This window comes from Nocardioides sp. Soil796 (assembly GCF_001429525.1).
GTDB lineage: Bacteria > Actinomycetota > Actinomycetes > Propionibacteriales > Nocardioidaceae > Nocardioides.
Genome location: NZ_LMSQ01000004.1, coordinates 1 through 20,800 on the forward strand (window position 1 = coordinate 1; position 20,800 = coordinate 20,800).

Annotated in this window: 18 protein-coding genes and 2 pseudogenes; 4 read left to right on the forward strand and 16 right to left on the reverse strand. The window is 69.6% G+C overall.

The window, feature by feature from the left end:
* Window positions 1-813, forward strand: a pseudogene (locus tag ASH02_RS02055) (hypothetical protein); the annotation flags it as partial.
* Window positions 814-891: 78 nt separating this feature from the next.
* Here ASH02_RS02055 and ASH02_RS02060 read toward each other — a convergent pair.
* From ASH02_RS02060 to ASH02_RS26860, 3 genes are all read right to left on the reverse strand, one after another.
* The gene (locus ASH02_RS02060; protein ID WP_057294171.1) at window positions 892-1,926 is read right to left on the reverse strand and encodes a PDDEXK nuclease domain-containing protein; all 1,035 of its coding nucleotides are present in this window, start codon (window positions 1,924-1,926) and stop codon (window positions 892-894) included.
* 303 nt (window positions 1,927-2,229) lie between these two features.
* Window positions 2,230-3,045 (reverse strand): hypothetical protein, encoded by an 816-nt coding sequence (locus tag ASH02_RS02065; RefSeq protein ID WP_057294172.1) that lies wholly within the window; start codon window positions 3,043-3,045, stop codon window positions 2,230-2,232.
* Between the two features lie 22 nt (window positions 3,046-3,067).
* A complete protein-coding gene (locus tag ASH02_RS26860) occupies window positions 3,068-3,370 on the reverse strand; it encodes a hypothetical protein (RefSeq protein WP_235538939.1) in 303 nt (100 codons plus the stop codon).
* On the opposite strand from ASH02_RS26860, the gene ASH02_RS26865 reads away from it, so the two are divergent.
* Entirely contained in the window at window positions 3,369-3,692 is a 324-nt protein-coding gene (locus ASH02_RS26865) for a hypothetical protein (protein ID WP_235538940.1), read from the forward strand. The two genes, ASH02_RS26860 and ASH02_RS26865, sit on opposite strands and share 2 nt — an antisense overlap.
* Here ASH02_RS26865 and ASH02_RS02075 read toward each other — a convergent pair.
* The 8 genes and pseudogenes from ASH02_RS02075 to ASH02_RS26580 all read right to left on the reverse strand — a co-directional run bounded on the left by ASH02_RS02075 (window position 3,682) and on the right by ASH02_RS26580 (window position 13,982).
* Window positions 3,682-4,629, reverse strand: a complete 948-nt coding sequence (locus ASH02_RS02075; protein WP_057294173.1) for a ParA family protein — start codon at window positions 4,627-4,629, stop codon at window positions 3,682-3,684. The two genes, ASH02_RS26865 and ASH02_RS02075, sit on opposite strands and share 11 nt — an antisense overlap.
* A gap of 676 nt (window positions 4,630-5,305) precedes the next feature.
* Window positions 5,306-5,740, reverse strand: coding sequence for a hypothetical protein (locus ASH02_RS02080; protein WP_057294174.1), 435 nt, complete (start codon window positions 5,738-5,740; stop codon window positions 5,306-5,308).
* A gap of 146 nt (window positions 5,741-5,886) precedes the next feature.
* Entirely contained in the window at window positions 5,887-7,296 is a 1,410-nt protein-coding gene (locus ASH02_RS02085) for a hypothetical protein (protein WP_057294175.1), read from the reverse strand.
* Window positions 7,297-7,410: 114 nt separating this feature from the next.
* On the reverse strand, window positions 7,411-7,740 hold the full coding sequence (locus ASH02_RS02090; protein ID WP_200959044.1) for a hypothetical protein: 330 nt from the start codon (window positions 7,738-7,740) through the stop codon (window positions 7,411-7,413).
* Window positions 7,741-7,749: 9 nt separating this feature from the next.
* The gene (locus ASH02_RS26575) at window positions 7,750-7,890 is read right to left on the reverse strand and encodes a hypothetical protein (RefSeq protein WP_200959046.1); all 141 of its coding nucleotides are present in this window, start codon (window positions 7,888-7,890) and stop codon (window positions 7,750-7,752) included.
* Between the two features lie 43 nt (window positions 7,891-7,933).
* Complete coding sequence (locus tag ASH02_RS02095; protein WP_056689197.1) at window positions 7,934-8,275, reverse strand: hypothetical protein; 342 nt, start codon at window positions 8,273-8,275, stop codon at window positions 7,934-7,936.
* Between the two features lie 167 nt (window positions 8,276-8,442).
* Window positions 8,443-12,918, reverse strand: a pseudogene (locus tag ASH02_RS27350) (SNF2-related protein); the annotation flags it as partial.
* A 788-nt stretch (window positions 12,919-13,706) separates the two neighbouring features.
* On the reverse strand, window positions 13,707-13,982 hold the full coding sequence (locus tag ASH02_RS26580) for a hypothetical protein (protein WP_200959050.1): 276 nt from the start codon (window positions 13,980-13,982) through the stop codon (window positions 13,707-13,709).
* A gap of 345 nt (window positions 13,983-14,327) precedes the next feature.
* Here ASH02_RS26580 and ASH02_RS02105 point away from each other — a divergent pair, with 345 nt between their 5' ends.
* A complete protein-coding gene (locus ASH02_RS02105) occupies window positions 14,328-15,617 on the forward strand; it encodes a DUF1173 domain-containing protein (RefSeq protein WP_057294176.1) in 1,290 nt (429 codons plus the stop codon).
* 383 nt (window positions 15,618-16,000) lie between these two features.
* On the opposite strand, the gene ASH02_RS02115 is transcribed toward ASH02_RS02105, so the two are convergent.
* The 5 genes from ASH02_RS02115 to ASH02_RS02130 all read right to left on the reverse strand — a co-directional run bounded on the left by ASH02_RS02115 (window position 16,001) and on the right by ASH02_RS02130 (window position 19,765).
* Window positions 16,001-16,927, reverse strand: coding sequence for a hypothetical protein (locus ASH02_RS02115; protein WP_057294177.1), 927 nt, complete (start codon window positions 16,925-16,927; stop codon window positions 16,001-16,003).
* A gap of 188 nt (window positions 16,928-17,115) precedes the next feature.
* Entirely contained in the window at window positions 17,116-17,274 is a 159-nt protein-coding gene (locus tag ASH02_RS25885) for a hypothetical protein (RefSeq protein WP_156409683.1), read from the reverse strand.
* Window positions 17,275-17,294: 20 nt separating this feature from the next.
* A complete protein-coding gene (locus ASH02_RS02120; RefSeq protein ID WP_057294178.1) occupies window positions 17,295-18,350 on the reverse strand; it encodes a DUF4192 domain-containing protein in 1,056 nt (351 codons plus the stop codon).
* A gap of 79 nt (window positions 18,351-18,429) precedes the next feature.
* Window positions 18,430-19,038 carry a hypothetical protein gene (locus ASH02_RS02125; RefSeq protein WP_057294179.1) on the reverse strand — a complete coding sequence of 203 codons (609 nt, stop codon included), beginning with the start codon at window positions 19,036-19,038 and terminating at the stop codon, window positions 18,430-18,432.
* 19 nt (window positions 19,039-19,057) lie between these two features.
* Window positions 19,058-19,765: a hypothetical protein gene (locus tag ASH02_RS02130; protein ID WP_057294180.1), complete on the reverse strand. Its 708-nt coding sequence runs from the start codon at window positions 19,763-19,765 to the stop codon at window positions 19,058-19,060.
* 322 nt (window positions 19,766-20,087) lie between these two features.
* Between ASH02_RS02130 and ASH02_RS02135 the strand changes: the two genes are divergently transcribed.
* Window positions 20,088-20,561, forward strand: coding sequence for a hypothetical protein (locus ASH02_RS02135; RefSeq protein ID WP_057294181.1), 474 nt, complete (start codon window positions 20,088-20,090; stop codon window positions 20,559-20,561).
* Window positions 20,562-20,800: the final 239 nt, after the last annotated feature.

A 20,800-nucleotide genomic window follows, 5' to 3' on the forward strand; every position in this document is an offset into this window, starting at 1 on the left:
CACAGCCTGTGGCGCACTCTGCTGACCACCGGGGGCCCCCTCGAGCTGTCTGACCTGGCAGTGAAGGCAGGACTGGTGGAGAACCTTGCGGATGAGCCGTCGAAGTCCCAACGGGCCACCGCGAAGGCCGCACTGGTCGCGCTCAGCAAGGCCGGAATGGCCCGGGTCAACGAGCACGGATGTTGGCAGGCAGCCACCCGTCCGAGGTCGCTCCAGGTCGAACAGGACGCGGCCGCAGCGCACGCTCGCCAACTGGAGGTGATCGAAGCCGAGCGAGCCGCTTACCGCTCTGGAACGACGTCGAGCTGGACCGCGGGCCGGGCACGAGCGATCAAGGTCGCCAGGGCCCGGGAGAAGGCGTGGTGGGACAACCTCTCCCCCGCCGCCAGAGCCGAACGCGCCGCGGCGAAGCGTCTCGAATTCGACCAGATGTCCCTGACCCAGCAGGCACAACGGAAGGCTGAGCTCGCCGAGCGCCGCATCCGCGCCGGCCGCGACGAGCTCGAGAACTACCAGATGTGGCTACGCAGCCTCCCGGCCGACGAGTACGTCGCGCGCAGCCTCGACCGCAAGAAACGCTTCCAGGACCTCTCCCCCGCCGAACGAGGCGCCTCCGTGGCCGCATGGGACCGACACCGGCTCCGGTACGGACTCACGGTCCAGAGACTCGCAACCCCGCTCGACGAGCGGCCCGTCACCCCCGACGTCGAGCAGGCAGCACTCCTGCCCGAGGGAGCCGCCGTACGCGATGCAGCTTTCCTAGAGCGGCAGGGCAACCTTCTCGACGACATCGAACGCCAGGCCGCGGGCTAGGCCGAGCCCGGTCCACCATCGTGGACGGGTCAACCAGACGTCAGGTTTGTGCAACGCGTTTGTGCACAACCTCTCCACTCACTCGCCGGAGGGCAGCTCCCGGCGGGCGAGCCGCTCACGTGCGTCGCGCAGCATGGCCTGGAGCCGCTGCTCCAACTCGTGTTTGGGCGGTAGAGCCGTCCAGTACTCGGCCACCACGATCCCGTCCTTGTGCATCTCCAGGAGCTCGACCTGCTCGCGGCTGGCCTCTGTGCACAAGATCAACCCGATCGGTGCGTCCTCGTCCTCCTGCCGCTCGTGCCGGTCGAGCCACTTCAGATACAGCTTCATCTGACCCTCGAACCGAGCATCGAACTTCCCGATCTTGAGCTCGACGGCGACCAGGCGCCTCAAGGGCCGGCTGAAGAACAGTAGGTCGAGGTAGAAGTCGTCGCCGTCGATGACCATCCGCTTCTGGCTGGCAACGAAGGCGAAGCCACGACCGACCTCGAGCAAGAAGGCCTGCAGATCGCGCAGGATTGCGGCCTCCAGGTCCTTCTCCAGGTAGGTGTCCCTAAGGCCGAGGGTGTCGAGTATCAGTGGGTCGCGGAACGTGTCACGCGGCACCGCCGACCCCTCGGGGATCTGGGAGTTCGCAATCTCACGGCGCTCGTAGGCCTTGCGGCTGATCGCCGCTCGAAGCTCGCGGACGCTGAGGTGCTTGGCCGCAGCCTCCTCGGCGTAGAACGCCCGTGCCTGGTCGGACTTGATCGCCAGGAGTGCCTTGACGTGGGTCCAGCTCAGTTGACGCGCGAGAGCGGTGACCTTCTCATAGTCAGGGAAGAGACGGGCGAACATCACCATGCGGCTGAGGTTCGACGGGTCGAAACCAGAACCGAACCGCTCGCCCAATTCTTGCCCCACTGAGGCAAGAATCGCCCGTCCGTACTCAGCGCGGCCGTCGCGCAGGATGTTGACTGAGATGGCCCGTCCGACCAACCAGTAGGTCACGGTCAACGTGGCGTTGACCTGGACGGCCGCGACCCGGCGCCCTTCCTCGACGATGTGGACGAGGTACCCCAGCAGCGCCTGCTCGTCCTCTGGGATGTCATCGCCCGGCACCAACTCGCTCATGACTCACCCCGGTCGCCGACGACGACTCTTGCCTCGCCGGGGCAACAATCTGCCCGCAGGCACCGACACTTCGTCGTCGAGAGGCCCCAGCATGCTGCTGCACAAGTCGAACCCCTGGTAGACCCGTCGACCTCGATGTCACGTGCGTTCATGGTGGGGTCATCCTGCCTTCCGGCACCGACCGACCCTCGATCCCACCCCGTTCGTCCACCACCACGGTGGACGAACGCAGCAGATCGCCGACTCAGGGTGTGCATCACCCGCCCGGACCTATACGCACCGATGCGTCGACACACCGGCCAGTCACGATGGCGTCGGCGTCCAGTCCGGGGTCACCGCCAGAGAGCGGGGCTCCTTCGTCGACGCGAGCACACCGCGGCGGTGCAGCATGTCGATCATCGCCGACGCAAGTGGCCCTTGTACGCCGAGCGCCGAGGCCAACTCGCGCCAGGTCGGCCCCGCTCCCGTCTCGGCCCACACCCGCGCTACGTGCTCCCGAGCCGCCTCCGCGTGGTCGTCAGCGAGCGCACCCGCCTGCTTGCGCATCGCGGCCGCGCGTGCCCGCTTCGCCTCGCGACGGCGCTTCTCCTCGCCATAGATCTCCCGCACGTGCGGCACTTCGCTGCGGCCTTGCGCGCCGTTCAGCAGCGCCACCGCGGCCTTCCACCGTGGCAGCCCCGGCTTCCCGGCATGCGTGGCGAACCAGCGATGCGCCTCGAGGACCTCCGGAGTGATCGCCCGGTTATATCCGGCGGCTTGCAGCAGCTCGGCGACACGCTCGTCACTTGCCTTCGGGCGCTGCGGCCTCCCCCGCCGACCGTCGCCGGCGACCACCTGGTCGTCGACATCCGCGTCAGCCGATGGCGCCGTCTCCGCCGACGGTGCTGCCGCCGCAGGCTGCGCCGGCAGCCGAGACTGCGTGAGCCGTCCCTTGGCGGCGTGACCGCAGGTCTGGCATACGGCGTACGGCCACTCCCCCGCTCCACCCGGCCGGGAGCCGTCAACCTCGCGTCGCCACTCGACCCAGGTGCTGGTCGACCCGCAGGAGCAACACGGCTTGCCCAACGGTCGCGGCGCATGGCTGGACCGCGTCGTCACCTCGTCGACTCGTGCGCTCACCCGTGCCCTCCCCCTCCAGTGTTCAGCTGAGGTACGCCGACAGGGCCGCGGCCACCAGTTGCGACCGCGAGTCGGCCCCATGCTTGTCGGCCAGCTGATCGATCACCTCGAGGTTGCCCGCCTTGATCCGCAGCGAGACACCGACGAACCGCTCACCCTTCGTCCCCGGGGTCCGGTCGAACAGGCCGTCGCTCACCGTCGGCTTCTCGCTCCGCGCCGCCACCAGATCCGCCAACTTGTCCTGATGGGCCACGAGCGCGTCGAGCAGCACGTCGACCTGCGAGGTGCGGTCCCGCTTCGCCCGGTCCCGCCACGCCTCCGCCATGGTCAGTGGCACCGACACCGACACCGGCCGCATCGTGTCCGCGCTCGCACTGCGTGCCGTCGCGGTCGCCTTCTCGGTGCGCGACTTCCGCGGCCGACCGGCCGACTTGGACGACGGCTCCGCCTTCGCCGTGTCCCCAGAGGCCTCCTTCGCCCGGGACGGGCTCGCGGCGAGGTCGACCGGCTGCTCCTCGACCGGGTCCGGGCTCGGCGCAGGTACCGGCGCCAAGGTCCGCGGCCGGGCGCTCGGAGAAGGAAGGTCTGTGGGCTTCTTCAAGCCTGCGATCGGGGACATGGGTTCGCGACGGGTGGTCATGCGCTGACCTCCTCGCGGTTCGCCGACTCGAGCTTGTCGATCCGAGTCAAGATCGCGTTGGTCAGCAGCAGGTGGTCATCGGCGAGACCGCCGACGCTGCCCGGGATGCGCTCCGGCCGGCGGCCCTCCCGAAGAGCCTTCCACCACGGTTCGCCGGCTTCTTCCTCCTTCGCGATCTCCGCGAGCTCGTGTACCAACTTGCCGGCGTTGCGTGCGTCGACCGCCGCGCTGGAATGACGAATCGTGATGACCTCGCCGTCGTGGTCCAGGAACAAGCTCGAAGCTCCATCAAGAACCGCGTTGATGTCCTCGACGGCGTTGCGGCGAATGCGGGCGCCGCTGGTGTCGAAGTCGAAAGGAACCACCCCGAGCACCTCGACGTGTGGGTTTGCCTGGCGCACCTCGGTGAGCTCGGCGGCCAGTTCCGCCAGGTTGCCGATGCTGGACCGGTCGCTCTTCGTGGGGACCACGACCCACCTCGTAGCACCAAGGACCAGCTGCAGGACGATCGGCCGGGTCGGAGGCGTGTCGATCACGATCAGGTCGTACTCACGCGCCAACGGCGCCAGCGCCTCGGCCAACATCAGCCGATACTCGGTGCCTCGCCGCTCCTTGCCCCACAGAACATCCTCGATGTCCTTCAGCGCGTCGCGGCCCATCGGAATGACGTCGAGATTCGGACGGACCTCGCGCAGCACCGGCTTCAGAGGCTGGTGATCGTCGAGGACACCGAGCATGTGGGCGCCGCGGTCGTTGTCCGGGCTGTGCTTGTAGCCCAGATCGTCGCCGGCATCGCCCTGAGCGTCGAACTCGATGAACAGGGTGCGCCAGCCCGCCGCCGCACTCAGGCCGGCGAAGTTGGCCGACGTCGACGTCTTGCCGACGCCACCCTTGCCGTTAGCGAACGCGATGACTCTGCTGAGCACATCTTGGGTCAAGGCCATTGGGGGAAGAGCCCTCTCTGTGCGAACTCCAGGGACCAGGAACGAGACCGATCATCCCCCGGCGCACCACCGCAGAGCAGTAGCGACACGCGGTAGCGCGGTGCGGTAGTGCGGCCACCACCGCACCGCGCTATGGCCACACGGCCCCGCGCAGCGGCAGCGCCACGCACTACGCCTACGCAGGACCGCCCCGCACGACTGCACACGGCAACGCGGCCCAGCATCGCGACGAACCACCGCGCCGCATGACCGCTTCGCGATGGTGAGCACGCGGGTTGGCGGCGGCACCGCATCCCACCGACGCGGCGCGGTCGTGTCATGCACCAACGCGGCGCGGTAGTGGTGTGCGGCAGTGGGCCGCATTAGCGCTAGGCGGTGGGGCCATGCGGCAGCGTTGAGCAGTAACGCTGAATGCGGGATGGGCGCTCTCAGCCGTTGGCCTCGTGAGGCGTGGTCTTGCCCGCCGTGGGTCTGTTCGGCGCTCAGAGGCCGGTTCTAGAGCGTCTGATGAGGCCCGTGGTGCGTGGCATCACCCACGAGTTGCAAGACGGGCCGATGAGCCTGCGATCAGATGTTGAACGACACGGGTGATCGGGGGAGTGAGTCGCCGGGGGAAGTGGAAGGACTTGTGGTTGCGGGAGGGGGTGGTCGTAGTTGTGAAATTGCGTGTCATCTGTCAGGCCGGGGGAGTCCTGTCCATGTCGGGACCCGGCGAGCGGACCGGCCGGTGAGACGGTGGCGCGTGCGCCGGTGCGCGCAGCGCAGCCGCCTGCAGGGCCAGCGACGGGTCGGGCGCCCAGCCCGGCTGTTGGGGGAGCGGCTGGCCCGCCGGCGTCGCTACCCGCTCGTCGAACAGCGCCCGGTCCGTCGTGCCGCCCATTGCCATCGGCACCAGCGACCTAGTCTCCATCCGCACCGCCTGCCAAGTCGCGAGCCGGTCGGGAGGCGCCTCCTTCTGCTGCAACGGCATGATCCGGTACTCCCGGCGCAGGTCCATCACCGCGAACGCGGCCGCACGGTGACCCGACACTGTTGCAGTCTCCCGGACGACGCGACGTACGTGGTCGACTGCGGTGTCGGGGTCAGTGAACCGGGACTCCTGCTCGGTCATCGGGACCTCCTTCGGTCTCGACTACTGGTGTCGTTGTGTGTGCCCCAGCCCCGCAGGTACACCTCCCCGGAAGACGGGCGGGGATTGTGGGTGCCCTTCGTGGATGGCTGACCGCGTTGACGGGGCCGGGGCAAGCTGTTGAGTGCTCAGAACGCCGGAGCTCCGTAGGTGGCGCTGCGCGCGGCGGGGAACGGCGTCGGGGTTCTCGGCGACGAGGTGGGGGTCAGGTTCAAGGTCTGTTGGAGGGCCGCACGCTGGAGCGGGTTGCTGAACCGGGCCACTGGCTCGCTGGGGGCGGGCAAGTTGACCAGGTCGGTGAGCGTGGTCTCGAGTTGCGACCGGCGTCCGACCCGGACCGGGCCCTCGCGGTGGCGCGGGTGGGCGTCGATCAGGTTGCTGTTGCCTCGCAGCAGTTCGCGGCGTAGAGCCTTGCCCAGGTTGTGGGTTGCCTCGTGGGTTGCCTTGGCCAGCTCGACCATCTGCGTGGGCTGCAGCCTGATCGGCACCCCGTGGTCCTCCATCCGGGCCACTGCGGTGGTGAGCTCGCTCTGCTGCCAGAAACGCCGCATGTTCGGCTCCTGGTCGGCCTTGACGTCGGAGAGGTGGCTGATCTGGGGCTGCAACGACTCCAGTACTTCGGCACGCTCGGTGAAGAACGCCGCGAACATGCTGGTCTTGGCTGACTGCCCGGCGGCCTCCGCGAACAATCTGCATAGATAGAGCTGGCTGGCGGTGACCTGCCGTGCTGAGTCGGCGGTGATCTCCGGCTCATCGGCGTGGAACGCGTCGGAGGCGTGCATCGGGCGCAGGAATCGGGCGAGCCGCTGCTGCGCGGCCGCGAGGTCGTCCGGTGTGGAGACCAGCGACACCGGCTCAACGACGCTCGATGGGGCGGCTCGCCGCAGCCGTGGTGTGGCTTCTTCGGGGCTGGCGCTCGTGGCGTGCCAGGTCGCCACCCGTGCGGTCTGGGAGAGCACCATGCGCTTCTCGTCCAGGCCCATCGCGAACTCCGGTCGCTGATGCTCTGCCAGCAGCCCGACTTCGTCGAGGCGGGAGTCCAGCACCAGGACCGCCTCCAGGGCCACCGCCACGTCGCGCATCACCCACCAGCCGGCGCCCGGATAGGTGCGCCACGGCTGTTCCTCGGCCGCCGACAGTGCGTGGGAGGCCGACAACAGCTCGATCGCCGCCGTCCGCCACGACTCGACCGTCGGGTCCTCCGATGCGGGGGTGAGGTAGTCCGCGTGGGGACGGCGCTCGTCGAGCGTCAACGTGGGCAGTGCGAAGGCGATGTTGTCCACCAGGCTCGCGAGCTTCTCGTCCAGTCCGGCCAGCATCGGCTTCGGCGTACGGGCCGGCAGATGGTCCGGCGGCGGGTACCAGCTGTCCTGGCCGACGTCGTAGAGCCGCTGACGCAGCGCGTCGACCACGGCCTCCCGACAGTGCAGCAGCTGGTCGACCGCGTGCTCGTCGGCCGGGATCACGTCGTCACGGATCAGGGCGTTGAGTGCCTGGGCGGCGTGCTCGGCGTGCTCGGCGTACGTGGAGACCGTCATCGCGGTTCACCGGCCGGTCGCTGGTGAGGACAAGTCGTTGCCATGCCCGGAGAAGCAACCGCCGCGGTGCCAGATCGGACACCGCGGCGGGAAATGATTGTGGAGAAGGGGCGACTACCTGCTCGGTGAACTGGGGGAGTGGTCGGCCGGCTCCGTGACCTCTCGAGTGGCCGGGCGGCTCTCGTCCGAGCCGGGGATGTGCAGTGCGCCGGCCTGCAACCTCCCGCTGCGAGCGGTGACCATGAGTTCGGGGTCGGGGCCTCCGAAATGGCTCGGGTCGCCGGGGTCGATCAGAGTGACCCGGGATCGGTAGTCGGCGCACATGCGGGCGATCGAGGCAGGATCAGGGTCCACGTACACGTCGTCGAGCCACTCGTTGCGGTTGGTGTCCTCGGCGAGGCCGTCGACGAGCAGCGAGTCCTGCATCGCAGCCACGGCCTGCATGTGAGTGGGCTAGGGGCCGACGACCTCCGGGCGCGGGCGTGCCGAGTTGGCGTACCAGCGCAGGGTGACCCACCACCCTGATACCTCGGGTCCACCGTGGGCGTTGACGTAGTCGGTCCAGGTCGCATCGCGAGGCAGCGGGTTCGTCATGCCTGGAGAAGCAACCGCCGACTCGCCGGATCGGACATCGCAGTTAGGCGACCGCGGCCACGCCGCGGCGCAGCAGCCGACGGGCTGAATCGAGGCGCAAGGTGTGCTGGAGCACCTGCGAGTCCGCCAGGAGCGCGGTGAGGCGCTGCTCGAGGTCGGCCAGACCGGACCGCAGGTCGCCGATCTGCACCGGAACGTAGTGCGCCGGACGCCGCTGCCCGAAGTCAGTGAGCTCGGCACGGGCCATGCCCAGGAACGGCAACACCATGGCGTGCCCCTCCTGCCCGGTCGCGTCCTCGAGCGCGGCGAGCAGCGAGACCGCATAGACGAAGTCCGGGGTCGCGTCGTACACCTCACTGGTGCGATACGTGGCGGGACTAGTCATCGGGAGTGGTCCTTTCGAGAGAGGTCGGCCGCAGGTTCGACCCCGCAGACCAGTGGAGCAGAGTCGGCCCGGCACGGCGCATCCGGCGCGCCCGAACCGGTGGAGAACAACCGCGTCTGGCCGCCTGTGAACAGGAACGGGACCTTGTGCCGTGCTCACCGCGACCNCGCGATCGCGGGCCGCCCGGCCTGGCCAGCCGGCTCGGGCAACGTGGTGGGCGTGTGGGGCTGGGATCCGTTAGGCGCGGAGGCCTTCTCGGCGCTGTCGGCGGCCAGCTCGGCCGAGAGCCGGTCCCGCTTCGCGCGCACCTCGGCCAGCTCGCCGGCACGCGGGAAGACATCGACCAGGCCAGCGTGGGCCTTCTCTGCCTCGCGGTTGATCTTGGTGGTGTCCATCTCAACGTCGTCGAGCACCCGCTCCAGGCGACGGGGGAGGTTCTCGACCCGCGTCACTAGGCCGATGTTCGGTTGACGCACGTCGCCGGCCTCGACGAGCAGGTGCACCCGGGGTACCTCGACGAGCGAGACGACGTACCGGGGCTGGCCCATCCACGAGTCGGCGGACACCTGCAGATGTAGGCCGCCGACGTCGCCGAGCGGTTGCGGGTCGCGCTGGTACGGCTGCACCGCTAGCAGGGCCCGCTGCAGCGCAGGGGCGGCATCGGCACGCTTGTCGTACGCCGCGCCGTTGATCCTCATTGAGAACGCATCCCCGTCGGTGTCGCGGCGCAGCGGCATCGCCGCGATCAGCTGCTCGCGGTCGGTCGCCAGCCGCTCCAGCCGCGGTTTGGCCTCCCGGATCGTCGCGGCGAGGCTGCGCTGGGCTGCCGCCCAGGCGCGCTCCAGGCGCTCCAGCTTGGTCGCGTCCGTCTCGGCCTTGGCCAGCTCCATGATCCGTGGGTCACCCGATGCGAGGGCTTTGACCTCGGCGTAGGAGAGGGCAGAGTCGCCGATGTCCTCGATCTCGCGCACATCCAGCCGGCCGCGCATCAGCTGGTTGATGAACTTCGCCTTCCGCTCCACCGTCTGCCACAGGTAGGTGTCGAAGCTCGACTCGGTGACATACCGGTACACCCGGACGGACGCGTTCAGGTTGCCCTGCCGCATGATGCGGCCGTCGCGCTGCGCCAGGTCGGCGGGTCGCCACGGGCAGTCGACGTGATGCAACGCGACCGCGCGGCGCTGCACGTTGGTGCCGACGCCCATCTTCTCGGTCGACCCGATGAGCACCGCGACGTGGCCGGTGCGGGCTTGCTCGAACAGCCGCGCCTTCGCGCGGTCGTTGTTGGCCTCGTGCATGAAGCGCACCTTCGGCGCCGGTACGCCACGGGCGACGAGCTGGGCCTTGAGTTCCTCATAGGCGTTCCAGCCTGCCCCGGTCGGCGTACCCAGGTCGCAGAACACCAGCTGCAGGGCGCCTGGCTCCGGGTCGTTGCCGAAGGCGACGTCGGCGTGGTCGTGGTAGATGCCGGCGACGCGTTCGGCAACCGCGTCGACCTTCGAGGGCTCCCGGTCCAAGAACGCGGCCAGGCCGTCGAGCTGGTGGTCGACGAGCCGCAGGTCGAGCGCGGCCGCGCGGCCGTGGCCGCTGATCTTGAGCATGTTGTCCTCGCTCGGGTCGACCGCCCGCGACGAAACGGCGTCGGCGCGCTGCGCGAGCAGGGCCATGAAGTCGACCAGCTCCTGGCTCGGCGGCACCACGACCGTTTCCGGTGCTCCGCCCTTCAGGTCGGGGGTGGGCAGGTTGAGGTCGTCGGCGGTCTTGACGTCGGCGACCTGGTGCCACAACCGCAGCAGCTCGGGGACGTTGTTGAACTTCGCGAACCGGGCCTTCATCCGGAACCCAGTCCCGGACGGGGAGAGCTCGAGGTCGGTGACGACCTGGCCGAAGGTGGCGGCCCAAGTGTCGAAGTCGCTGATCCCGGCCGCCTCCAGGTCAGCGGGGGCGAGGTAGCGCAGCATCGTGTACGCCTCGGCCACGCTGTTGGCGATCGGGGTCGCGGTCATGAACGTGGCCACCCGCCGGCCGTGGCGGCCGCGCAGGTAGGACATCTTCAAGTCCAGGTCTGTGGCCCGGTTCGACCCGTCCACGGCGACACCGGGGATGTTGGAGGCCAGCCGGAGGTTCTTGTAACCGTGCGCCTCATCCACGCACAGGTAGTCGATCCCGGTGGCCTCGAAGGTGATCGCGGGGTCACGCTCGACGTCGCGCAGCTTCTTCAGCCGCTCCTCGGCCCGCGCCAGTGTGCCCTCCAGCCGCTTCACCGACAGGCCGCGCTCGGACTTCGAGGCGGCCAGCCACATCCGCAGCTGCGTCAACTGCTCGTCGAGGTAGGCCTCCTCGGTGTCCTTGGAGACCGGGATCTTCTCGAACGCCGAGCGGGACATGATGACCGCGTCCCACTCGCCGGTCGCGGCTCGGGCGACGAACAGCTGTCGCTTGTCCTTGACCAGGTCCTCGGTGCCACAGGTGAGGATGCGGGCCTGCGGGTAGGCCTGCAGCCACTCCCGGCTGAACTGCTCGAGCATGTGGTTGGGCACCACCACCGCCGGCTTGCGGACCAGGCCCAGCCGACGCAGCTCCGAGACACCTGTCACCGCGGCGAGAGTCTTTCCCGCTCCGACCTCGTGGGCCAGCAGCACCGAGGGCTGGGCCACCATCCGTGCCACTGCGGCGTGCTGGTGCGGTCGCAGCCGCAGCTGGCGTCCTTCGTGGACGCGGGCCATGCCCGGGTAGTGCTTGTCCTCGTCGACGTCGTAGGAACGCAGCACGATCGCGTTCAGCTTGTCGTTGTAGGCGCGGACCAGTTGCTGACACCGGTCGGGGTCCTCCCACAGCCAGGTCGCGAACCGCTCCTGCAGCTCCTCGGCCTTCTCCTGAGCGGCGAAGGTGGCGGTCTCGTTCGGGATCCGACGACCGTCCGGGGTCTCGTCGGTGACCCGGATCTGCCGCTGCTCCAGACACGCCTGGACGATGTCGATCGCGCTGGCCCGTTCGGTGCCCCAGGTGTTCCGGGCGGCCACCGAGTGTCGGTTTCCGCGCACCGACCACACCGACCCGCCCGGATGCTCCACCTCAACGGTGCGGTCATCGAGCGTCTCGCGCAGGAACTGCTCCACCGTCTTGGCTGGCACCCACGGCACGCCGAGCTGGGCGACGATCTCGGTCGGCCCCAAGTCCTCGGGCAGTACCTCTGTCAGCGCCGTCTCGGCCGCCTGGAGTCGGCGCACCATCGGCTGTGCCGACTCATCGCCCGCCGCGGCAGCGCCCTCGACGAGCTGCTCGAGGACCTCTCCGACCCGGGTCAGCCGGGCACGGACGTTCCCGGAAAGGAAGTCCGCGCGTGGCACCCAGGCGGCCGTCCAGCCGTCCTCGGTGCGCTTGACGGTGTCGGGGTCGACAAACGCGAACGCCTCCAGCTCGGTCTCCGCCTGCGTCTGGTCGACGCCGAGCAGCCGGGCGACCTCGATGGTCCGTAGCTCGCCGTAGGTGTCCAGACACAGCGACACCGCATCGGCCGGGGAGTCCGCGCGAGTGCGCAACACCCGTGGCGCGACGACCCGCTCGGTGAAGATGTCGGCCTTGCGGGCAGTGCCGGTCGCGGAGTCGTAGTGCTCGAGTGCGAACACGGCAGGGGAGTGGGGGTCGCCGCGGAACCCTCCCTGCCGCGGCCGCACCTGCGCGAGCACCGGTTCACCGGTCTTCGGGTCGATCCGGCCGGTGTTGCGGCTGGTGACCCGGTTGATCGGCCCGTACCGCTTGACGTAGGCGTCGTACTGCCGGTTCAGCCGCTCCCGCAGCGCCGTCATCCGCTCCTCACCCACGGCGCTCGGCCCTTTGGGCAAGGTGGCGGCCGTCGGCAGGTCACCGGGTAGGGGCGTGGTCGCCTCGGCCTCCAGCAGCGTGACGACCGTGTCGCGCAGCCCGGTGAGCATCCGCAGCTCGTGCGCCTGCGACTTCGGCACCTCCAGCGGCTCAGGGACGCCGTCGCGCACGAGCAGCCAGCCGCCGTCCGCGCCCATGCTGATGTGGCCCTCGGCCCGCACCACCGCCCCAGGCAGCACCAGCGGCTCCTCCTCGCCAGCACCGCGACGAGGATGCGGAACCGGCGTAGCCGGCATCGACGGACCGGCAGCAGGGTTCGGCGTCGACGACGTGGTCGCCGGGGCGCTGGTGGGCCGAGCCGGGGCCGGGGGAGGGGTGAACAGGGGCCGTACGTCGGCGTAGTTGGACAGGTCGAAGCCCAGCTGGCGCTCCAGATCCGCCGCGACCCGCTCGGCGAGGCTCTGGCCGTCGCTGGTCAACGGTGGGCTGACGGCGACTTCGGGCCCGAACCGGCCCGAGCGGGACGTGAGGCGTCCCAGCACACGGGCCGGCTGCTGCACGAACAGCGAGTTGAGATTGACGTCGGCGTCCTCGAGCCCGGTCCCGGCCCGGAACGACGGCAACCTCTCCAGATTCCGCCACCCAGGCGTGAGATCCAATGGCTCCTCGCCCTCGAGGCGTCGCCGGAAGACCAGCAGGTCGGTGATCACGTCAGTGCCGGCCGCCTGGTGGTGGGTCTGGTTCGGCAGTCGATACGCGGTGACCAGGTCCGCCATGTCGGAGAACGCGTCCCGGGCGGCCGGGTTCGCCGCGTCCATCGTCCATCGCGAGGTCAGCACCGCCACCACACCACCGGGGCGGACCAGGTGCAGGCTCTTGTAGATGAAGTAGTTGTGCAGGCTCAGCCCGAGCCGGTTGTGAGTGGAGTCGTGCGGGACGACGTCGGCGAACGGAACGTTGCCGATCACCAGGTCCTGCTTTCCCTCGGGCAGCCGGGTCTCGGCGAACGACTCGCCGCGGATGTCCGCGGCCGGATAGAGCAGCGATGCGACCCGGGCGGTGGTCGGGTCCAGCTCGACGCCGACCACGTCTCGGGCATGGTCGGGCGCGAACCCGATGAAGGTGCCCGACCCACAGCCGGGCTCCAGGACACGGCCGCCGGAGGCCTCGTCGAACCCGGCTCCGCCGAGTGCCGACCACACGGCCTTGACCAGCGCGGCGTCGGTGTAGTGCGCGTTCAGCGTGGTCCGTGCCGCAGCGGCACGGGCGCGGCCCTGCAGCAGCTCACGAGCCCGCGCCGCGGCCTCGTTGTGGTTGGCGGTGTCGTCGAAGACCTCCGGCAGCGACCCCCAGCCCGACCAGCGCGCCAACACACCCTGTTCCTGCGCCGAGGGGAGCCGGTTCTCCTCGTCGAGCTGGGCGAGCAGTTCCAGCACAGCCACGTTCGCGGTCAGCCGCTCCCGTGGTGTCGACGGTGCCAGGTCCCGCTGCGAGCCCGGCCGGAACCGCGGCGACTCCCCGGAAGGAATCAGCCCGGCAGGTTCCACCGCCGGCGCGCCCGTCGCAGTCGGCGGCTGTACGTCGACCACGGGGTCTGCCGCGGTTGTTACGTGTTCGGGGGAGTCGTCAGGCCCGGCCTCATGTGCTGCCGCAGGACCTCCGACTCCGCCGTCGTCCTCGCCTCGGTCAGCCGGCCAACCCGCTCCAGGTAGCCCTCCGACGGGTCCGACGGGCCGGCGATCTGGTCCGCCAACGTGTCGATCTCCGTCTCGATCTGCAGCCCCAGTTCCTCGAAGAAGCTCTCCGGATCGGCGATCGCCGCCAACTCCGTGGGCCGATGCTTCGCGTAGTGCTCCCGCATCCGCGTCCCGTACGGGTTCATCCCGAGCCCCTTCCTCCGTCACGACCTGCAGGGAGCTGCCCGTGTGGTGCTCGCCCTCGCTGGTGACCTCACCGGCGGGGTCACCAGGTTCCTCACCAAGATCCCACAGCGCCAGCTGATCAGAGTCAGCAACACTCGCACGCCGTCGCGCCACGCCCGGCACCTCCAACCCGTTGGTGAGGACGCCGGCCGCGGCACCCACGCCACGGCTCACCACCGCCCTCACCACGAAAGGCACCCACTCGGGCCGCAGATCGGACACCTCGGCGAGAAAATGTGGAGAAAGTTCCGGCCGGTCCGGCGCAAGGCGTCCGATTGGCGCGTCGGTTTGTTGCTTCTCCGGGCATGACCACGACACACAGCGCCCCGCCAAGCGGCCGGGCAGACCACGGCAGCGACCACGACGGTGACCGGCAGACCTTCGAGCTCTACGGCCGCCGGATCACCCACATCAACAACCGCGACGTCCAGCAGCTCCTCGCGGCCGCGCACACCGACCGGGTCCGGCCCCTGTGCCTGTGCCGCCCCGACGGCGTGGCCATGTACGTCGCCAAGATCGGGCCCGACAAGTACGTCATCAAACGCATGCCCGACTCCGGCCTCGAACACGCGTACCGCTGCGCCTCCTACCTGCCGCCCGAAGAGCTCTCCGGGCTCGGCCAGGTCCTCGGCTCGGCGATCACCGAAGAAGCCGACAGCGGCCTGACCGCCATCAAGCTGGGGTTCCGCATGTCCAAGGCTGAGCGAGCAGCCCCGGCCGGTGCCGGGGGCGGGGGAGTAGCCGACTCCGTCGCAGCCGACCCCAACCGCCTCACCCTCCGCGCCGTCCTGCACTACCTGTGGCAAGAAGCCGACCTGACGACCTGGACGCCCGGTATGGACGGCAAACGCAACTGGCGCATCGTCTCGTGGTACCTGCGCCAGGCCGCCCGCGGGAAATTCGCCAAGGGCAAGCCGCTAGCCACGAGGCTGTACATCCCCGAGCCGTTCAACGTCGAGAAGAAGACCGAGATCGCCGCGCGGCGGCTCTCCGCGTGGGCGCCGATGCAGCAGCACGGCGCCGGCCAGCAGTTCATGATGCTGATCGGCGAATACAAGGAGATCGTGCCGGCCCGGTTCGGGCACAAGCTCCTCGTCAGGCACCTGCCCGACGCGCCGCTCATGATCGACGACAAGCTCTTGGCCCGCCTCAACAAGCGGTTCGGTGACGAGCTCGAACTGTCGCAGGCCGACGACGACGGCCACCTGATGGTGATCGCGACCTTCTCCGTGGGACGCGCCGGCCTGGCCACCGCCGAGGAAATCTCCCTGGTCATGACCGATGAGCACTGGTTGCCGTACGAGTCGCTCCTCGACAAGCTGCTCCTCGACGCCGCGCTCGCCGCACGTCGCAGGTTCACCAAGTCGCTGCGCTACAACCTCGCTCCCGACAAGCCCATGGCCTCCCTGGTGTTCACCGACACCGAGACCCCTACCGCGGCGTTCGTGCTCACCAGTGAGGAGGACCGCGACACCGCCGCCCAGATCGCCACCGACACCGGCACGGACGTCTGGACGTGGGTTCTCGGCGAAGACATGCCGCCGCTCCCGCCCGTCGCTGACCCTCGGCCCACCACGCACCATCGCGCCCACTGAGCGACGTCATCGCCTAACGGTCGACCCGAACGCCTGGTCCCCGCGAAGTCGGCGACCCGCGCTACATCCGCGACCTGCTGGCCCGTGTCGTCACCGTCTCGCTGGAGACCAGGACGATCGTCGACTCCCTGCCGCCACTGGACATCCGCGACCAGCAGTAGGGGCCTGTGGTGGCCTGCTATTCGTCGCCGTCGCTTCCCACGGCGCGATCCTCGCTGTCCCGGACCAGGCGAAGATGCCCCCGCCCGGGCCAGTCGAGGTCCAGGCGTGCCGTGCGGTCGGTCGTCGGCCTGGAACCTGGGCACGCCGGGTCGTTGCAGGGCCCGAAGATCCGGTCGGCCTCCAAGTGCAAGTCATCCATGGTCGTCGCCTTCCTCCCTGGTTCAACGTCGTGCGGTGGGGAGGGTCAGCACCTGAGCGCCGGCCGCCGCATCGACCGCCGGTCCCTCGGCGCGCTCTGGCGGCGTGGACGGGACGCGCTCGGCCGCAGCCGCACGGATCCGCTGCACTCGCTCCAGCGAGGCGGAGCCGTGCTGCCACTGCGCGAGCTGGATCAACGAGCCAGCCAGCCCGCGCTGAGCGACGATGCGGTCGGCGTCGCGCTGTACCACCGAGCGCCAGGCCCGATCGGCAGCCGGTGCGATGTAGCTGATCGCCACCAGCACGCCGGCCGCGACCCCGATCGCAGGATCGCCGCCCGGCTGGAAGCCCTGGAAGACGGCGATGACACCGACCACGATCCGCAGATGCCACGCGAACCCGCCGGCAGGCACCCACGAGAACATGCGCGCGATCTGCCGCACAACCACGAACACCAGCGTCCAGGGCAGCGCCCACAGCCGCGCCGCCAGGTCGAACCGGGACGGGCCGACCCGCTGGCTCGCGACCGCGTGCCCGATCGCCGTCGCGGCATCCTCGGTCGTTAGCCGACGCCCGTACAGGCCCTGCACCAGCCACGGCTCCACGATCACCGTACGGCGCCCGATCGGCGTTGCGGGCAACCTCGCGTCGTCGTCGAGCCGCACCAGCACCCGCCCGGGGTCGAGATCGAGCTTCTCAAGGAGGGCCAGCGACGGGTCGAGGACGGCGCGCTGCCCAGGACGAAGGCCGCGCGCAAACCCGAAGATCCGGGCAGTAGGAGACTCCAACCAGCCGCACGCCAAGACGAGCGAGACCAGCAGCGTGCCTAGGAACGCGAACACCAGGCCCTCGCCGGGCAGGAAGCCCAGGCCGATGACCGCAACGAAGCTGCCGGCGAGACCAGCCGGCACGACGGCGCACAGGCGGATCAACTTGGTCGACGTCCGCATGTTCCTCACGTCCCCTCGTGGCGGGATTCTTCATGAATCCCCACCAGCCGGCACGACCCGAACGCGCCGACACTTCCATCTGAGTGTGCCGCGAACCACCGACAGCGCAACCGCAGCGCCGTCGGCCTGTGGATACCGGTCGCTATCCACAGGTTCCGGGTCGGATCCTTGACAAGTGCGCCGAGGGCCTACTCGCCCAGACACCTGTCCAGGCGGTCCTGGTCGGCTCCGGAGAGGTAGACGAGGTCGATCCGGGGCTGTCCCGGCGCAGGTCGCGCAGCGAGTGGGGCAGTGGTGGCGAGGAGCTGCGCGAGGCGCTTCTCCAGTCGAGAGCGAGTGTTCTGCACGGTCTGGTCTCCGTTCCTTCTCAACGGCCAGGGGTCGACGGCTCCGGGCCGTCGACGCCGTGGGCGTTGTGGTCGTCGTGGGTGCGGCGCTCCGGCGGGGTCCTGTCGCGCAGGGCCGCCTGCTGCATCAGCGAGCCCGGGGCCTCCGGCTGCAGCGCACGCTCCCACTCCCGGGGGTCGATCGCCTGCTCGAGGGCGGTCGCCACGAGGTCGGCCAGCGGCGGACGCGCCTCGGAGATCTGATCGAGCGCCACCCACGCCTGCGCGCCTTTGCCCTCTAGGTACGAGCTGAGTGCCAGCATCGCCGCCGGAGTATCACGCACCTCGTCCGGCGCGCGACGGACGAGGTCGTGCCAGAACTCCGAGTAGACCGGTGCGTTCTCACGCGTCATCCGCGTCTCGGCCGCGTTCCTGGCTCCGCTGTCGTGGATCACGGCCAGGACGCGGGCCGCGTCGACGTCGGAGATGTATTCCCGATCGCTCCGGAACTGGTCAAGCCGGGTTCCCAGCCACCCGACCTCGGCATGGAGGGCAGCGGCGTCCATGTCCAGAACGCGGGCCTCGGCAGCCGGCAGATGCTCGGCGACCGCACTGGGGTCGCCCTGCATCGCGGCGGCGAGATCCTCCCGTGTGGCGACTGGCCTGGCCTGGCCCATCAGGGCGAACTCTGCGGCCATCCGGACGCGGGTCGCCGGGTTGACGGTCCCGCTGGTGCCATCGAGGACGTCGAACCACTCCTCGCCGTTGACCCAGAGCATGGGGCCGACGTTGGGACCGCGGTCGCTGTCGACCAAGGTCTCGCCCAGGGCGGAGAGAGCCTCGATGCAGGCCCGGCCGTCCTCGCCGAACGCGATGAGTGCGACACGGCGAGTCGGGTGCCGATGGAGGTAGACGTCGGACATCTGGTCCAGGAACTGCCTCATCGCCTCGGGGGAGTCCGGAAGGTCAAGGCGCGCGGTCGGTCCGCCGCCGATGGCGAGGCACACCATGCTCGACTCGATTCGCTGGAAGCCCAGCAGGTGCGGGACGTAGGCGATCAGTTCGTCATGCGATCGGATCGTGAGCGTGTTGTTCATCGAGGGCCACCTGTTCAAGTTGGCGCGGACGTTTTCTGGAGAAGCAACCGGCGAACCGGCGGATCGGACAGCCGGGCGGCTACCGATCTGGGGCCGACGTCGAACGAGCCTGACCCGGCGCGTCGGCGGGCATCCACCGCGACGGTCCGGCAGCGAGCTGGTTGAGCGCGACGGCTTGCAGCGGTGCTGAGGCGGGCGGAGTGTCGCTTGGGATCACGATCCCCTTGTTCGCCTCATCGAGCTGCTCGAGCGCGATCTCCCAGGTGCGGCCCGTCAGGTGCCCGAGCTGAACGCGGTCTGCGTCGGTGCGTTCGATGAGGCGGTCGAGCTCCTCGCTGGTGAACACCGGGCGACCCTGCGCGTCGCAGTCCGCGACGAACACGCCCAGGTCGGGGTGATTCAGGTGCACCTCCCCGAGGTGCTCGTACTTCGGGTCCTCCCAGAGCTTCCAGGCCGCTTCGGCGGGCAGGGCCGCTGCGATCTCCGCACTGGAACCCACGGAGATGTCGCTGTGGGTGTACCCCCGGCCCAACTCGAGGCTCCGCTGGTCGCTCGGGCCTGGTACGGGGGTCGCCGGGAAGCCCGACTTGTCTCCCAGGCCGAACTCCTCGAAGACCTCGAGGACCGCGTTCACTCTCTCCGGCGGGCAGGAGTAGACGATGACTTCGATCGGTGTGCGATCACCCATGGCGCGTGCACCTTTCCTTTCAGATGGCGATGCCGGGGTCGGCCGGCTTGTCGGACTGGTGGGTCTGTTGCGGAGGACCGCTGGACCACGACTGGCTGCTCGTGTGGGTGGCCGTGTAGCTGAGGGAACCGGCGAGCGCCGCTGAGGTCCGCGCTCGCGACTGTGCGCTCTCGATCACCGAGCGCATCATCGACACGCCCTCGTCGGCCCGGGTCACCTCCTGCCCGGCGTGGTGGACCCGCGAGTCGAGGAGCATCAGTGCATCGGTCGCGGCCGCTGACTCAGCGGCGTGCTGGGCGTGGCGGGTGATCTGTTCCGCGACCGGCCGCGCCAGCGTGACGACCTCGGTCAGGATGTCGATCTGGGTGCGCAGTGCCCGGACGTCCGTGTCACGGTCATCCCCGTCGATGCCGCGCGCGAGCTCGTCGCCAGCGCGCTCGATGGCGCTGCCGGCGGCGGTGAGGTGGCGGGTGAGGTCCTCGCCGAGCTCGTTCATCAGACCTGACCTGTTGCGCAGCCGCGCCAGGTGGTCGCCGGCGGACTCCAGGTAGAAGTCCCGCCGTTCCTCCTGGTGCGCGTAGAAGGCGTCGGTTGCGGCATCGTCGAGGACCCGCAGAGACGACGCGGCAAGGTCGCCGAGCTCGTCGACGGTGTCCGCGGCCAGCCGCAGCGCTCGCTCCGCGTCGAAGACGGCGTCGGCGGCCGCGAGCACCTCACGCTCGTTCATCGGTGCTCACCGAGCCTGCGACCAGGGTCGTCCACCGTGGCGAGGATTGACCTGAGCTGTTTCGCGGCCGTCATGGTTTGCGTCAGCTGATCCCGCAGCGCGACCGGGTGGAAATGGGGACGTCCGGCGGGGCCGGGCGAGTCGTTCGGGGGCTGGTTCATCAAGGTTCTTCTCCTCGTGAGACGTGTGCTCTGCTGCGGAGAAGCAACCGGTCGCGCACCGGATCGGACAGCCATGGCGAACTTCGTGGACCCGGGGGAGTGGGGGAAGGGAGCCGCGTGTGGTCTTCCGTGTCGGCGCCCGGTCGTCGACACTTCTGGCCATGGACGACGAGGCGGCCCTGCTCGAGCGGCAGGTGGCGATGGCGGCATCCGCCTGGCGCCGCGCAAAGGCCGACACCGAGGCCTACCGCCGTCTGGTCGTGGCCACCAGCGCGTGGGACGCGTACGTCGCTCCGACACTCGACGAGCCCGCAGCGGCCGATGTGGCCGCCCAGCTACGCCGGGCGGCACGTGAAGTACTTCGGGCCACGGACGACGAGGCGACCCGACTCGCGCACCTGGTAACAACGACCGCTTCCGTCTGGCTGCACGCGGCAGCGCGCACCGACTCCGAGGCCTACGCACGATTCGACCGAGCCACCGAGTTGTGGGACGCCTACGCCGCCCCACAACTCGGAGAGCCCACCGAGGAACTGCTCGACCAACTCGCGGATGACTCCGCACCGGTCTCCCTGGGTGAGGTCGTCGCCGACGTCTCCGCGCAGATTCGCAAGGCGGCCCGCCGAGGCAATTGACCCGTCCACGCTGGAGGCACGTTGTTGGGGGAGTGCGAGCGCGCCCAGGCCGTCGCACGGTCTCCCTCGGCCGCTACTTGGATGGGCTGAGAGCCCGCGGGCGTCTCGGGTCGCCAGCGGGCTCTCAGGCGGCGAAGCCTCGCACACGCCACCGACACGTGTCTGCCTATCGCTGAAACCTCAGCGCGACGAGGCCGGCCCCCGCGCGGGAGGCCTGGGCACGGGGCGGCGCTGTGTTC